General features: G+C 68.0%; 13 protein-coding genes and 1 pseudogene. 9 read left to right on the top strand and 5 right to left on the bottom strand.

Going from position 1 to position 14,549, the window contains the following annotated elements:
- Positions 1-23 precede the first annotated feature (23 nt).
- On the top strand, positions 24-968 hold the full coding sequence (dapD, locus tag AC4LGL_RS31935) for a 2,3,4,5-tetrahydropyridine-2,6-dicarboxylate N-succinyltransferase (RefSeq protein ID WP_491842253.1): 945 nt from the start codon (positions 24-26) through the stop codon (positions 966-968).
- A 424-nt stretch (positions 969-1,392) separates the two neighbouring features.
- Here dapD and AC4LGL_RS31930 read toward each other — a convergent pair whose 3' ends face one another.
- Positions 1,393-1,548, bottom strand: coding sequence for a VOC family protein (locus tag AC4LGL_RS31930; RefSeq protein WP_491842477.1), 156 nt, complete (start codon positions 1,546-1,548; stop codon positions 1,393-1,395).
- Between the two features lie 13 nt (positions 1,549-1,561).
- Positions 1,562-2,968 (bottom strand): acyl-CoA synthetase, encoded by a 1,407-nt coding sequence (locus AC4LGL_RS31925; protein WP_491842252.1) that lies wholly within the window; start codon positions 2,966-2,968, stop codon positions 1,562-1,564.
- 25 nt (positions 2,969-2,993) lie between these two features.
- On the opposite strand from AC4LGL_RS31925, the pseudogene AC4LGL_RS31920 reads away from it, so the two are divergent.
- The 3 genes and pseudogenes from AC4LGL_RS31920 to AC4LGL_RS31910 form a co-directional block, all read left to right on the top strand.
- Positions 2,994-3,473, top strand: a pseudogene (locus tag AC4LGL_RS31920) (DUF309 domain-containing protein); the annotation flags it as partial.
- Positions 3,465-4,022 carry an NUDIX domain-containing protein gene (locus AC4LGL_RS31915; protein WP_491842476.1) on the top strand — a complete coding sequence of 186 codons (558 nt, stop codon included), beginning with the start codon at positions 3,465-3,467 and terminating at the stop codon, positions 4,020-4,022. The pseudogene AC4LGL_RS31920 and the gene AC4LGL_RS31915, both read left to right, overlap by 9 nt.
- A gap of 34 nt (positions 4,023-4,056) precedes the next feature.
- Complete coding sequence (locus AC4LGL_RS31910; protein WP_491842251.1) at positions 4,057-5,088, top strand: isopenicillin N synthase family dioxygenase; 1,032 nt, start codon at positions 4,057-4,059, stop codon at positions 5,086-5,088.
- A 9-nt stretch (positions 5,089-5,097) separates the two neighbouring features.
- On the opposite strand, the gene AC4LGL_RS31905 is transcribed toward AC4LGL_RS31910, so the two are convergent.
- On the bottom strand, positions 5,098-6,057 hold the full coding sequence (locus tag AC4LGL_RS31905) for a proline dehydrogenase family protein (RefSeq protein WP_491842250.1): 960 nt from the start codon (positions 6,055-6,057) through the stop codon (positions 5,098-5,100).
- Between the two features lies 1 nt (position 6,058).
- Positions 6,059-7,687 carry an L-glutamate gamma-semialdehyde dehydrogenase gene (gene pruA / locus AC4LGL_RS31900; RefSeq protein WP_491842249.1) on the bottom strand — a complete coding sequence of 543 codons (1,629 nt, stop codon included), beginning with the start codon at positions 7,685-7,687 and terminating at the stop codon, positions 6,059-6,061.
- A gap of 83 nt (positions 7,688-7,770) precedes the next feature.
- Here pruA and AC4LGL_RS31895 point away from each other — a divergent pair, with 83 nt between their 5' ends.
- The 5 genes from AC4LGL_RS31895 to AC4LGL_RS31875 all read left to right on the top strand — a co-directional run bounded on the left by AC4LGL_RS31895 (position 7,771) and on the right by AC4LGL_RS31875 (position 13,450).
- The gene (locus AC4LGL_RS31895; RefSeq protein WP_491842248.1) at positions 7,771-9,351 is read left to right on the top strand and encodes a PucR family transcriptional regulator; all 1,581 of its coding nucleotides are present in this window, start codon (positions 7,771-7,773) and stop codon (positions 9,349-9,351) included.
- 91 nt (positions 9,352-9,442) lie between these two features.
- Positions 9,443-10,018: a DUF6199 family natural product biosynthesis protein gene (locus tag AC4LGL_RS31890; RefSeq protein WP_491842247.1), complete on the top strand. Its 576-nt coding sequence runs from the start codon at positions 9,443-9,445 to the stop codon at positions 10,016-10,018.
- 88 nt (positions 10,019-10,106) lie between these two features.
- Positions 10,107-11,603, top strand: coding sequence for a carotenoid oxygenase family protein (locus tag AC4LGL_RS31885; RefSeq protein WP_491842246.1), 1,497 nt, complete (start codon positions 10,107-10,109; stop codon positions 11,601-11,603).
- A gap of 9 nt (positions 11,604-11,612) precedes the next feature.
- Complete coding sequence (locus AC4LGL_RS31880; RefSeq protein ID WP_491842245.1) at positions 11,613-12,821, top strand: sensor histidine kinase; 1,209 nt, start codon at positions 11,613-11,615, stop codon at positions 12,819-12,821.
- Between the two features lie 8 nt (positions 12,822-12,829).
- Entirely contained in the window at positions 12,830-13,450 is a 621-nt protein-coding gene (locus AC4LGL_RS31875; RefSeq protein ID WP_491842475.1) for a response regulator, read from the top strand.
- On the opposite strand, the gene dapC is transcribed toward AC4LGL_RS31875, so the two are convergent.
- Entirely contained in the window at positions 13,447-14,547 is a 1,101-nt protein-coding gene (gene dapC, locus AC4LGL_RS31870; protein ID WP_491842244.1) for a succinyldiaminopimelate transaminase, read from the bottom strand. The genes AC4LGL_RS31875 and dapC overlap by 4 nt on opposite strands.
- Between the last annotated feature and the right edge of the window lie 2 nt (positions 14,548-14,549).

The following is a 14,549-nucleotide window of genomic DNA, read 5'->3' as shown; positions in this document are numbered from 1 at the left end:
GTAGTCCAGTAACCTAGGCCAACGTGACTGCAGCATCTGGCGTCGGCCTGGCCACCATCACCGCCGACGGGACCGTCCTGGACACCTGGTTTCCCGCCCCTGAGCTGAGCGCCTCCGGCGACGCCGGCACGGTGAAGCTGACGGGTGACGATGTCCCCGCCGAGTTCGCGGGCCTGACCGGCCCCGATGCCGACCGCGGTGTCGAGGTGGTGGCGGTGCGCACCACGATCACCGACCTCGCCCACAAGCCGGCCGACGCGCATGACGCCTACCTGCGGCTGCACCTGCTCTCACACCGGCTCGTGGCGCCGCACGGCGCCAACATGGACGGCATCTTCGGCCTGCTGGCCAACGTGGTGTGGACCAGCTTCGGGCCGTGCGCAGTGGAGGGCTTCGAAACCGTGCGCGCCAAGCTGCGCCGCCGCGGGGCCGTCGCGGTCTACGGCGTCGACAAGTTCCCGCGGATGGTCGACTACGTGCTGCCGTCGGGTGTGCGGATCGCCGACGCCGACCGCGTCCGCCTCGGTGCGCACCTGGCCTCGGGGACGACGGTCATGCACGAGGGCTTCGTGAACTTCAACGCCGGCACGCTGGGCACCTCGATGGTGGAGGGCCGGATCTCGGCCGGTGTCGTGGTGGACGACGGCTCCGACATCGGTGGCGGCGCGTCGATCATGGGCACCCTGTCCGGTGGTGGCAAAGAGGTCATCAAGGTGGGCAAGCGCTGCCTGCTGGGCGCCAACGCGGGCCTGGGCATCTCGCTGGGCGATGATTGCGTGATCGAGGCCGGGCTGTACGTCACCGGCGGCACCAAGGTGAGCACGGCCGACGGCCAGACCACCAAGGCGGTCGAGCTGTCCGGAGCCAACAACCTGCTGTTCCGCCGCAACTCACTCTCCGGCGCGGTCGAGGTGGTCAAGCGCGACGGCACGGGCATCACGCTCAACGACGCGCTGCACGCCAACTAGATTTCGACGCCGAACGTTGGCTTGTGTGTCAAAATTCGCGAAAACCTGACACACAAGCCGACGTTCGAGCTGGCTCAGGTGCAGCTAGGTGCAAGGAATCCCGTGCGGGCCACCGACCCAGTGACCAGGCGGGGATTGCCACGGGCACCACTTTTTGATCTGGCCTGGTGGCAAGTTCGGGCCTGGATTCCAATCAACCCAGCCCGGACCGGGAACCCACGGAATACGGGGGCCGGGGTCAGCCTGTGCTGAAGCCGCGCCCAACCCGAGGGATCCGGCGCCCAGTGCACCGGCGATCATTGCCGTTCCCACGATCTTCTTGAGATTCACGTGTGGCCTCCAAACATCGGCAGGTTGACGTGCGCTTTCCAACCTCTCTATCGACCAAGCTACGCCTTTTGTTAACACGTCGGCGGAGCCGGCCCTACTCGGCAGCGAGCACACAGAACTCGTTGCCCTCGGGGTCGGCCAGCGCCACCCAGGTCTGCTCGCCCTGCCCGATGTCGACGTGGCAGGCGCCCAGGCCGATCAGTCGGTCTACCAGGCCCCCAACGTTTCGGGGTCGTGTGCATCGTTGCAGATCTCGGCGAACGTCAGTCCCATTGCACCAGTTCCTTTTTCATCACCTTTCCCATCGCGTTGCGGGGCAGGCTGTCCACCAGCCGCACTTCGCGGGGGCGTTTGTGTGCTGAAAGTTGTTGAGCGACAAACTCGATGAGCGTCTCAGGCGCAGCGGTGCCGACGACGAACGCGACGATGCGCTGCCCGAGATCCTCGTCGGGCACCCCGACTACCGCCGCCTCGTCGACGCCGTCGTGGCCCAGCAGCACCGTCTCGATCTCTCCTGCACCGATGCGGTAGCCGCCGGACTTGATCAGGTCCACCGATTCGCGTCCGACGATGCGATGCATCCCGTCGGCGTCGATCACCGCGACATCGCCGGTGCGGTACCAGCCGTCGGGGTCGAAGGCCTCGGCCGTGGCCTCGGGCCGGTTGAGGTAACCGTCGAACACCATGGGGCCCTTGATCTGTAGCCGTCCGATGGTTTCACCATCGTGGGGCACCGGTGCACCGTCGTCGTCGACCAGCCGGGTCTGGACACCGGCCAGCGGCAACCCGACCCAGCCGGGCCTGCGTTCACCGTCCACCCGGGTGCTCAGCGTGATCAGCGATTCGGTGCTGCCGTAGCGCTCCACGGGAGCGTGCCCGGTCAGCCGCACCAACTCGTCGAACACGGGCACCGGCAGCGGCGCACTACCGGAGACCAGTAGCCGTGCCGTGGACAGCGCCAGGGCAGAGTCGAGGTGCTTGACCACCCGCGACCACACCGTCGGCACCCCGAAGTACAGCGTGCCCTGCGCCTCCGCATACGCGGCCGGCGTCGGTTTCCCGGTGTGTACAAAGCGGTTTCCGATCCGCAGCGAGCCGAGCAGGCCCAGCACCAGCCCGTGCACATGGAACAGCGGCAGCCCGTGCACCAGGGTGTCGGCGGCGGTCCACTGCCACGCCTCGGCCAGCGCGTCGATGTCGTCGGCGATGGCCTGACGACTGATCGGCACGCCCTTGGGCGCTCCGGTGGTTCCCGAGGTGTACATGATGATCGCGGTCGAATCAGCTGCCGGCTCGGGATAGCGGTGCCAGGACCGGGCGTGCAGCCGCACCGGGATGTGCGGCAATCCCTCAGTCTCGTCGGGCCGCTCCCCCAGCCAGGCCTGGGCGCCCGAGTCGGCGAGGATGTGCCGCCGCTCGGCCGTGCCGACGTCGGCGGGTACCGGGACCACCGGCACGCCGGCAATCAGGCACCCGATGATGGCGAGGACCGTCGTCGGGGTCGGGGTCGCCAGGACGGCGACGCGGCGGGCGACAGCGACGCGCTCGGCCACCGAAGTGGCGGCGCCGACGAGGTCGCTGCGGCTCAGCACGGCCCCATCGATGGAAACGGCATCGTCAAGTTCGGCGCCCGCGGCGACAGCTGCGGGGTTCAAGGAGGCCAGCAACACCCTTGTGAGGCTACCGTCGGGTGGTATGGGCACAGCAGCTGGACGCGACCGCGACGACTCCGGGCGGCCGCGCAGCACCCGCCCGCGTGACGCACTCGGCCGACCGTTGCCGTACGGCAGTGACGGCGTCGCACGCATTCCCGATGACCTGGAGCTCGCGCCGGCCGAAACTCTCGCCTACGCCCAGGATCTGCTCGACCGTGGTCAGGCGTTCAGCGCCCACGAAGTGCTCGAAGCGGCGTGGAAGAACGGCCCGGACCACGAACGTGCGCTCTGGCAGGGCCTGGCGCAACTGGCTGTGGGCATCACGCATGTGCAGCGCGGCAACCGCACCGGTGCCGCTGCGCTCTTGAGACGTGCGTCGGCGCGGCTCGCCCTCGTCGACCAGCCCGCGCCCTACGACATCGACGTGGCCCACCTCGTCGACTTCGCCGCCACCCTCGCCGACGACATCGAGAGCGCCGGCGACATCCCGCCGGATCGGCTACGCATCGGTCTGACGGCCGCCATCCGCCGGACCGCGACGCGCGAGGTGTACCGGAACAACTGGTTGACGCTGCGCGAAGACGACGTCGTCCGGTGTGACGGCAGCACCGGCATCTACGCCGTCGTGGACAAGCAGACCTACGCCCTCGTGATTCCGTACGACCCCGACGGCGATCGGTTTCACCTCGTCGAGCAGTTCCGCTATCCGTTGGGGTTGCGACGCTGGGAGTTCCCTCAGGGCACAGCGCCAGAGAATCAGCATCTGGAGGCCACCGCGCTCGCCCACCGCGAGCTCCGTGAGGAGACCGGTCTGCGCGCCGAGACCATGGAACGACTCGGCCAACTCGATGTGGCGGCGGGAATGAGCAGCCAGCGCGGCTGGGTGTTCCTGGCGACCGGCCTCACCGCGGGCGATCACGAACGCGAGCATGAGGAGCAGGACATGCACAGCGCGTGGTTCTCCCGAGCAGAGCTGAACGACATGATCCGGGCCGGCGCGATCACCGACGCCCAGAGCCTGGCGGCTTTGACTTTTCTGCTGTTGCGCGAGAGGGAAATTCAGCGTTGACATCAACTTAGGTTGAGGTTCTACCGTCGAGCGCGTGAGCCAACCAGAGGTGATAGTCGACCAAGTTGTCCTGCGCGACGGCTTCGTCCCGTTGATCGACATCAGCAGCGCCCGAAACGGCGACCAGCGTCAACGCCAAGCAGTCGCCGACGCCATCGGCCGATGCTGTGAAAGCAGCGGTTTTCTGCTGCTCGTCGGCCATGGGGTGCCCGATGTAGTGATCGAGGACGTCAACCGCGCGTTGCGCGAATTCTTCTCGCTGCCACGGGCCCTCAAGGAACAGGTCGGGGCCGATCCTGCCGACCCGCTGGCCCGCGGGTTCAGCAGCGCGGGCAACCTCGCGGCGACCAACGACGGAGCCGACCCGATGGCCGAGCGCGAATCACCGGACCAGGTTGAGAAATTCGTGTACTTCCCGCTGGGCAATCCGGAGGGGTTCGACGGGCCCGGATGGACCGATGAACGCGTGGCGGTCGCCGAACGATGGCCAGAGGTACCGGGATTCCGCGCGGCCTACCAACGCTATTACGACGAGATGGCGTCGCTTGCGACCGAGTTGTCTCGGCTGTTCGCCTTGGCGCTGGGCCTGCGCGAAGACTGGTTCGACACGCTGATCGATCGGCACAACTCCAATCTGATGGCCAACTACTACCCGGCCGATGAGCAGCCGGCCGGCCATATCCGGCTCAGCCAACACAGCGACTGGGGCAACCTCACGATCCTGCTGCAAGACGAATCCCAGAGTGGGCTACAGGTTCGGGGCGATCGCGGCGACTGGCTTGATGTGCCGGTGGTACCGGGCTCGTTCGTCATCAACATCGGCGACCTGTTGGCGCGGTGGACCAACGACCGGTGGGTCAGCACGGTGCACCGGGTAGTTGGCACCGGAGCACCCACCGCCGAACGGTTCAGCCTCCCGTTCTTCCACCAGCCCAACTTCGACGCCGTGATCGAGTGCATCCCCACATGTGCGACCGTGGACAACCCGGCGCGGTATGAACCGGTGGTGTCGGGACCGTACCTGCTCGACAAGTTCAAGGTCGCCTACGACCTGAGTCCCAGCTGAGGTCCTGGCTCAGTGGCGCTCGGCCAGTGCCCGCAGGAAGAATGTCAGGTTGGCCGGGCGCTCCGCCAGTCGCCGTACGAAATAGCCGTACCACTCGTTGCCGAACGGTACGTACACCCTGACGTGGTTGCCCGCGTCGGCAAGCCGGCGTTGTTCGGCGTCACGGATGTTGTAGAGCATCTGGTACTCGAAACCGTCCACACCCCGGCTGAATTCATCGACAAGGCCGGGTACCGCGTCGATGATCTCCGGGTCGTGTGAGGCCACCATCGGGTAGCCCGATCCGGCCATCAGAACCCGCAGGCAGCGCAGGTAGGAGTCGGTGACCTCCTGTGCGTCGCGGTAGGCAACCGTGGCGGGCTCGTCGTAGGCACCCTTGCACAGCCTGATCCGGGCTCCGGATGCGGCGAACTCACGGCAGTCCGCCTCGGTCCGGTGCAGATAGGCCTGCAGAACCGTTCCCAGCCAGTCGAATTCGGTGCGCAGATCACGCACGATGGACAGGGTCGAGTCGGTCGTGGTGTGGTCCTCGGCATCCACGGTGACCCAGGCTCCCACCGCGCGGGCCTTGGCACAGATGGTGTGCGCGTTCTCGTAGGCGATCTTCTCGCCGTCGCGCGGCAGCGCCTGACCGAGCGCCGAGAGTTTGAGTGACACCTCCAGCGGTCGCACGGCGGCGTCGATGTCGCCGCGTCGCGCCAGCCCGTCGAGCAGAGTCAGGTAGGCCTGCACGGTGCGTTCGGCGTCGTCGCTGCTCGTCGTGTCCTCGCCGAGGTAGTCGACGGTGACGAACCGGCCCGAATCCCGCAGTGCACCAACAGTGTCGAGCGCCTCGGGCACGGTCTCCCCCGCCACAAAGCGGTCCACCACCTTGCGGGTGATCGGGAGGCGTTCAGCCGTGTGGCGCAGCCGCGGCGAGTGCGACGCGGCCAGGATCGCCGGGCGGGCGACCCGCTGGAAGACGCCCATGTCAGACCTCCATGTGGGGGTAGGTGTGGTTGGTGGGCGGCACGAACGTCTCCTTGATGGAGCGGGCCGAGGTCCAGCGCAACAGGTTCAGCGCGGAGCCCGCCTTGTCGTTGGTGCCCGAGGCCCGCGATCCGCCGAAGGGCTGCTGGCCGACGACCGCGCCGGTCGGCTTGTCGTTGACGTAGAAGTTGCCCGCCGCGTTCCGGAGCCGGTCGGCGGCGGTCAGCACCGCACTGCGATCGTCGGCGATCACCGCGCCGGTCAGCGCGTAGCGGGCACCGGTGTCGACGACGTCGAGCATGCGCTCGTACTCCGCGTCTGGGTAGACGTGGACCGCCAGGATGGGGCCGAAGTACTCCGTGGAGAAGGCCTCGTCGGTCGGGTCATCGGAGAGCAGAACCGTGGGCCGCACGAAATAGCCTTCACTGTCGTCATATTCACCGCCCGCGGCGATGGTGACGCCCGCCGCACCCTTGGCCCGCTCGATCGCCGCGACGTTCTTGGCGTAGGCGCGTTCGTCGATCACGGCACCGCCGTAGTTGGCCAGGTCGGTGACGTCGCCGTACTTGAGGTCCGATGTGGCCGAGAGGAAGTCGTCGCCCATCCGGTGCCATACCGAGCGCGGGATGAAGGCCCGGGAGGCTGCCGAGCACTTCTGTCCCTGGTAGTCGAAAGCACCGCGGATCAGCGCGGTGCGCAGCACATCCGGGCGGGCCGAGGAATGTGCGACGACGAAGTCCTTGCCGCCGGTCTCGCCGACCAGTCGCGGATAGGTGTGGTAGTTGCCGATGTTCGCACCAACCTCACGCCACAGGTGCTGGAACGTGGCGGTCGATCCGGTGAAGTGGATGCCGGCCAGTCGCGGATCCGCCAGGGCCACATCGGAAACCGCGATCCCGTCGCCGGTCACCAGGTTGATCACTCCGGGCGGCAGTCCGGCGGCCTCGAGCAGCTGCATCGTCAGGTAGGCCGCGAAGGTCTGGGTGGGCGAGGGTTTCCACACCACGGTGTTGCCCATCAGGGCGGGTGCGGTGGGCAGGTTGCCTGCGATCGCGGTGAAGTTGAAGGGGGTGATGGCGTAGACGAAGCCCTCGAGTGGCCGGTGGTCGGTGCGGTTCCAGACGCCGGGGCTGCTGATGGGCTGTTGGGCCAGGATCTGACGGGCGAACTCGACGTTGAACCGCCAGAAGTCGATCAGCTCACAGGGCGCGTCGATCTCGGCCTGGTAGGCGGTCTTGGACTGGCCGAGCATGGTGGCGGCGGCGATCTTCTCGCGCCACGGTCCGGACAGCAGATCGGCCGCCCGCAGGAACACCGCGGCGCGCTCGTCGAACGGCATCCGGGCCCAATCGGCCTTGGCGGCCAGCGCGGCCTCGATGGCGGCACTGGCGTCGGCGTGTTCGGCGTTGGTCAGGGTGCCCAGCGTCGCGCGGTGGCGATGCGGTTGCACGACATCAATGCGTGCACCGCCGCCCATGGTGTGTTTGCCGCCGATCACGTGCGGCAGGTCGATCGGGGCGCCGGTGAGTTCGCCGAGCGCAGTGGCGAGCCGGGCGCGTTCCCCCGAGCCCGGTGCGTAGTCGTGAACCGGCTCGTTGGCCGGCGAGGGCACGTCGGTGATGGCATCCATGAGTCCAGAATCCCCGACGTGACCCACGCAACACTTGTCTGTTTCGCCAAGCCTCACCGCCAAGATAAGTAGAATCGGACAACATGCCCACCACCGGCGTCAGCCTGGGCCAACTGTTGTTGGCGCTGGATGCCACCCTGGTCAGACTGGTTCAGGCGCCCCGGGGCCTGGATCTGGCAGTGGCCTCGGCCGCGCTCATCGATTCCGACGACGTGCGCCTGGGCCTGGCCCCGTCCGCAGGCGCCGCGGACGTGTTCTTCCTGCTCGGCGTGTCCGAGGCCGACGCGCTGGGTTGGGTCGAGCAGCAGACCGCACGCCGGCCGCCCGCGGCGATCTTCATCAAAAAGCCGTCCGATGCGGTCATCGAACGGGCGGTGGCCGCAGGCACCGCGGTGGTTGCCGTAGATCCGCGAGCCCGCTGGGAGCGGCTGTACCGATTGGTCAACCATGTCTTCGAGCACCATGGTGACGGCGCACTGCACGATTCGGGTACCGACCTGTTCGGCCTGGCCCAGTCGGTGGCCGAACGCACGCACGGCATGGTCAGCATCGAGGACGCCCAGTCACACGTGTTGGCCTATTCCGCGTCCAGCGACGAAGCCGACGAGTTGCGTCGCCTGTCGATTCTCGGCCGGGCGGGTCCACCGGAGCATCTGGCGTGGATCGCCCAGTGGGGCATCTTCGATGCGTTGCGTTCCCGACCGGAGGCGGTGCGGGTGGCCGAGCGCCCCGAGCTCGGGCTGCGACCCAGGCTGGCGATCGGCATCTTCGCGCCCGCCGTCGACGAGCGCCGGGCCGCCGCGTTCGTCGGCACCATCTGGGTGCAGCAGGGCAGTCGCCCGCTGGCCGAGGACGCCGAGGAGGTGATGCGCGGCGCCGCAGTGCTGGCCGCGCGGATCATGGCGCGCCTGGCTGCCGCACCCTCCACCCATGCCGTGCGGGTACAGGAACTGCTGGGTTTGGGCGAGGCGGAGGCCCCCGTCGAGGTGGAGTTGATCGCCCGGGAACTCGGTGTGGCCGTTGACGGCCGGGCTGCGGTGATCGGCTTCGACAGCTGCGCCGGTGGCAATCAGGCGAGCCGACTGGCTGATGTTCTGGCGTTGAGCGCCAGCGCTTTTCGCCATGACGCGCAGATGGCCTCGGTGGGACCGCGGGTCTATGTGTTGTTCCCCAGCACGGGTAAGGCGGTAACGTCGTGGGTGCGTGGGACCGTGGCATCGTTGCGCAGTGAGTTGGGACTGGAGCTGCACGCGGTGATCGCCAGCCCGGTGGCCGGGTTGACCGGCGCGGCGGCGGCCCGCACCGATGTCGACCGGGTGCTCGACACGGCCCAACGCCATCCCGGAACGCTGGCGGCGGTCACCTCGCTGGCCGAGGCGCGTACCACGGTGTTACTCGACGAGATCGTCACCGCCATCGCCGCCGATGAGCGGCTGATCGATCCGCGGGTGCGGATGCTGCGGGCCGACGAACCGGTGCTCGCGGAAACCCTCGGTGTGTATCTGGACTGCTTCGGCGACGTGGCCGCGGCCGCGCAGCATCTGCACGTACACCCCAACACTGTCCGCTACCGGATCCGCCGCGTGGAGCAGCTGATCGCGGCCTCCCTCAACGACGCCGATGTCCGGCTGCTGCTCGCGTTGAGCCTGCGGGCCACAGCATGAGGTCTGTCGAAATTGGTGCGCTCGACCACGGGGCTCATCCCCCAGAATGACACCTGAGGTTTGACGCGACGGGTTTCGACGGGGGGTCATCATGCTGGCGCTGGGCATCCTGTCTTTTCTTCTGGCAGCCGTGCTGGTGTTCTTCGCGGTGCGTCCGAAGCTCGCCTTCTATCTCGACGAAGGATGGAAGTTCCGCGACCGAACCGAGCCGTCGGACACCTACGTCGCGGTCAACGGGGTGGGGCGGATCATCGGCGCCGTCGTCGCGGTGGTGGTGGGCATCGCCTGCATCGGGCAGCACTTCAGTGACAAGAACGAAGCGCGCGCCAAGCAGGAGCAAACCGACCTCTACGCTGCGGCTAAGCAGCGGTGCGAATCGCAGGTCCGCCCACGGTTCAACGAGACCATCAAGTGGGACGACGGGGCGATCGCCAATCACCAAGAAGTACAGGCACTTGCCGACGAGCTCGAGGTCGAGATCGAGTTCATCAAGGACGGTGTTTATAGGTCCGGTAGCCAGTCCAACACTCCGACGGAGAACATGTGGGTTCGCGACCGCACGCTGCCGAAGTACCACGACATGCTGCTGTACTACCACGGCGGTTTACAGTCTCTCGGGAAATCTCAACAGCTCACCGAATGCTCCATGGCTCGCCCGCCAAGCTGATCGACAACTGCCTGTCCATCGTTCGGTTGACAGCCGAATCAGCCGTGAAGTCGTCGCGTGTACACGCCTGGTGGGGCACCGTGGGGTTATGACGACCCAAGCGGTTCAGCAGGAATCCGAGCATCCGTATCTGAGCGGGAACTACGCCCCGGTACATGACGAGGTCACCGTCACCGACCTGACGGTCACGGGGACCATTCCGGACTATCTCGACGGGCGCTATCTGCGCACCGGCCCCAACCCGCTGCGGGCCCCCAACCCGCGGCACCACCACTGGTTTCTGGGCGACGGCATGGCGCACGGGATCCGGCTGCGTGACGGCAGCGCGACCTGGTACCGGAACCGGTGGGTCCGGTCGAGTTCGGTGGCGCGCGAACTCGGCGAAAAATGGGCCGGTGGCGCGCACGCCGGTGGTTTCGACTTCCCGTCGAACACCAACATCATCGGCCACGCCGGCCGGACGTTGGTGGTCACGGAGGCCGGGGTGCGGCCCTACGAACTCACCGACGAGCTCGACACGGTAGGTCCGTCCGACTTCTGCGGCACTCTGTTCGGCGGGTTCACCGCACACCCCAAACACGATCCGAAAACCGGTGAACTGCATGCCGTCTCGTACAACCCGTTCCGTGGCAACCTGGTCAGCTACACCGTCACCGGGGTGGACGGCAGGGTCCGGCGCACCGTCGACATCGCCTTACGCGCACAGACGATGATGCACGACTTCACCCTGACCGAGAAGTATGTGGTGCTCTACGACCTGCCGGTGCTGCTCGATCTTACGACGATGGTCAAGAGCGCCCCGGCGCGCGCTGCTGCACGGTTGCTGACCGGATTTGCGGCCCGGCATGCGGCACCGGACTTCGTCCTGCGCGCCGCGATGCGCGGATCCGAACGCGCCGCGCTACCGACAACGGCGATGCCGTATCGGTGGTCACCGGAGCACGGTGCCCGTGTCGGGGTGATGCCCCGCGAGGGATCGGCGGCCGACATCCGGTGGTTCGACATACCGCCGTGCTACGTGTTCCACACGCTCAACGGGTTCGACCAGACCGGACCCGACGGCGAGCAGATCGTGCTCGACGTCGTCCGCCATCCGGCGGTGTTCACCACCGGGGACCGGCTGTTCACCGACTCGATCACGTTGGACCGCTGGACCGTTGACCTTCGCACCGGCACAGTGCGCGAGCAGCGGCTCCACGACGAGACCCAGGAATTCCCCCGCATCGACGAGCGCACGGTCGGGCGGCAGCACCGGTACGGCTACACCGTCAGCCTGCCACCGGAACCGGACGCGGCAGCGAGCGCCATCCTGCGCCACGACCTGCGTGAGGGCACGACTGACCGAATCGACTTCGGGCCCGGGCGCGAACCCGGCGAGTTCGTCTTCGTCCCGTCCGGACCGGACGCCGACGAGAACGACGGCGTGGTGATGGGATTCGTCTACGACCGGGCCGAGAACCGCAGCGATCTGGTGTTGCTCGACGGGCAGAGTCTGGCACCCGTTGCCACCGTGCACATTCCGGTCAGGGTTCCGCACGGATTCCACGGAAACTGGGTGGCCACCGAAGGCGCCGGCGGCCGTTAACATCGGCAGATGACCGAAACCGGTCCGTCCACCACAGCAGTCCTGCGGGAGCCGTCGGACTGGCATTGGATGTGGGAGACCTACGTCTGCGGGTTGTGCGTCGCGGCGATCGTCGCGGTGGTGTTGCTGCGACACACCCTCGGCGGCAACGTAGGTGTGGCGTGCGGCGCACTCGCCGCGATGGTCGTCATCGTTCTGGCGTTCGGGCGCAGCGTGATTCACGATGCGGATCCGATCGCCGGGCCGGTGAGCGCACGGACGGCGGCGTTCCTGGCAGTGATGATCGGCCTCTGGCTGCTCGCGCTGCTGGCCGCGGCGCCGGCCGTCGCGGCAATTCCGGCGCTCTTCCCGCTGATCTTCGCCACGTTGCCGCTGACGGCGGCGTTGACGCTGACCTTCCTGGTAACCCTGGCACCGTTGGGCCTCGCCGTGGCCATCCACGGGCTGGGATGGCCGAGCCTGCCGCCGGTGGCGGCGGTGACCCTCGTCGGCGCGGTAGCCGCCCCGATCATCGGTACCACCATCATGACCACGATGCGCCAGCGACAGAGGTTGGCGGAGACGGTCGCCGAGTTGGCGGCCAGCCGGGCCGAAGCCGGCCGCCTGTCACGGGAGGCCGGGGTGGCCGCTGAACGGGAGCGGTTGGCCCGCGAGATCCATGACACCCTGGCCCAAGGATTCACCAGCATCGTGGCGCTCGCCCAGGCGGTGCAGGCCGAGAGTGACGCCGATCCGGCCGCCGCCGCCCGGCATGTGGAGTTGATCCGCAACACCGCGCGCGACAACCTGGCCGAGGCCCGCACGATGGTCACCAGGCTGACCCCGGCCGCGTTGGAGGAGGGCTCGCTGCCTGCCGCCCTGCGCCGCCAGTGCGAGCGACTGGCCGCCGAGACCGGCATCGCCGTCGACATCCACATCGACGACGACCTGCCCCCGCTCGGCGTGGCCGCCGATGTGGTGTTGTTGCGCAGCGCGCAGGAGGCGATGACGAACGTGCGCCGGCATTCGCAGGCCAGTGAACTCCGGGTCCACCTTGAGCCCGTACCGCACGGGGTACGACTTTCCCTGTCCGACAACGGTATCGGTCTGCAGCCCGACCACGTCGACGGTTTCGGCCTGCGCGGTATGCAGGCCCGGCTGGATCAGGTCGGCGGCACCATGACCTTGTCGGTGCCCGACGGTGGCGGCGTGCGGGTGATCGTGGCGGTGCCGGCATGACCGGCAACGTGACAAAAGTCCTGCTGGTCGACGACCATCCGGTGGTCCGAGAGGGGCTGCGCGGCATGATCGACGCCGAGGACGACCTGGCGGTGATCGGTGAGGCCGGTTCCGGGGCCGAGGCGATCGCGCTGGCCGGCGCACTGCGCCCCGATGTCATCCTGATGGATCTGCGGATGCCCGGAGTCGACGGCGTCACCGCCACTGCCCAGATTCTGGCCGCCGATCCGTCCGTCCACATCGTCGTGGTCACCACCTACGAAAGCGACACCGACATCCTTCGCGCCGTCGAGGCGGGCGCGACAGGCTATCTCCTGAAGGACGCGTCGCGCGCCGAGTTGGCCAGTGCGGTGCGCGACGCGGCGCGCGGCAAGACCGTGTTGGCCCCCGGCGTCGCCGACCGATTGGTGAACGCGGTCCGGGCGCCGGCGGTGACACTGTCGGTGCGGGAGGCCGAGGTGCTGGCCCTGGTGGCCACCGGCGCCACCAACGCCGATATCGGCCGCGCCCTGCACATCAGCGAGGCCACCGTGAAGACGCATCTGCTGCGGGCGTTCCACAAACTCGCGGTGTCCGACCGCACGGCGGCCGTCACCAAGGCGATGTCGCTGGGACTGCTCGGCGGTTAGGCGAGGCGTGCGACGGCAGCGGCGATGCGCTCGTCGGTCGCGGTCAGCGCGACCCGCACGTACTGCGCTCCGGCCGGTCCGTAGAACTCGCCCGGCGCCACCAGGATGCCGCGCTCGGCCAGCCACTTGACGGTGTCGCGGCAGGGTTCGCCGCGGGTGGCCCACAGGTACAGGCCGGCCTCGGAATGTTCGATGGTGAATCCGGCCGCCTGCAGTGCCGGCAGCAGCACCGCTCGGCGTTGCGCGTACCGCTCGCGTTGCAGGGCTTCGTGCTCGTCGTCGTCGAGGGCGGCGACCATCGCGGCCTGCACCGCCGTCGGCACCATCATCCCGGCGTGCTTGCGGACCGCGAGCAGTTCGGCGACGACAGCCGGGTCACCGGCGACGAACCCGGCACGGTAGCCGGCCAGCGAGGAGGTCTTGGACAGCGAGTGCACCGCGAGCAGACCGGTGTGGTCACCGTCGCAGACCGACGGGTGCAGGACACTGAGCGGCTCGGCTTCCCAGCTCAGGCCCAGGTAGCACTCGTCAGAAGCGATGAGCACGCCGCGATCGCGGGCCCAGTTCACCACCTTGCGCAGGTGGTCCAGCGGGAGCACCTTCCCGGTGGGATTGCTCGGTGAGTTCAGGTAGATCAGCGCGGGACGCTGCGGACCCAGCTGGGTCAGTGAGTCAGCGCGCAGCACCTGCGCCCCGGCCAGCAGGGCACCCACCTCGTAAGTCGGGTAGGCCAGCTCGGGGACCACGACGGCATCGCCGGGGCCGATTGCCAGCAGCGTCGGCAGCCAGGCGATCAGCTCCTTGGTGCCGATCACCGGTAGCACCGCATCCGGTGCCAGGTCGGTGATCCCGTACCGGCGCCGCAGCGCCGCTTCGGCTGAGGCGCGCAGTGCCGGGGTCCCGGCCGTCGTCGGATAGCCGGGAGCCGAGCTGGCGGCGGCCAGTGCCTCCCGGATCACCGGTGCCACCGGATCTACCGGAGTACCTACCGAAAGGTCGACGATTCCGTCGGGGTGCGAGCGGGCCAGAGCAGTGACGTCGGCCAGGGTGTCCCACGGAAACTCTGGAAGTGCCGCCGAACGACGCTGTCGCACCACGT

This window comes from Mycolicibacterium arcueilense, from assembly GCF_058536225.1.
This window is presented reverse-complemented; position numbering and strand designations above follow the sequence as displayed.

Bases quoted from the DNA above. Each gene is read 5' to 3' on its own strand.
- AC4LGL_RS31905 (WP_491842250.1), bottom strand. From the start codon at position 6,057: ATGGGCGTCTTCCAGCGGGTCGCCCGCCCGGCGATCCTGGCCGCGTCG.
- AC4LGL_RS31890 (WP_491842247.1), top strand. From the start codon at position 9,443: ATGCTGGCGCTGGGCATCCTGTCTTTTCTTCTGGCAGCCGTGCTGGTG.
- AC4LGL_RS31895 (WP_491842248.1), top strand. From the start codon at position 7,771: ATGCCCACCACCGGCGTCAGCCTGGGCCAACTGTTGTTGGCGCTGGAT.
- pruA (WP_491842249.1), bottom strand. From the start codon at position 7,687: ATGGATGCCATCACCGACGTGCCCTCGCCGGCCAACGAGCCGGTTCAC.
- AC4LGL_RS31885 (WP_491842246.1), top strand. From the start codon at position 10,107: ATGACGACCCAAGCGGTTCAGCAGGAATCCGAGCATCCGTATCTGAGC.
- AC4LGL_RS31880 (WP_491842245.1), top strand. From the start codon at position 11,613: ATGACCGAAACCGGTCCGTCCACCACAGCAGTCCTGCGGGAGCCGTCG.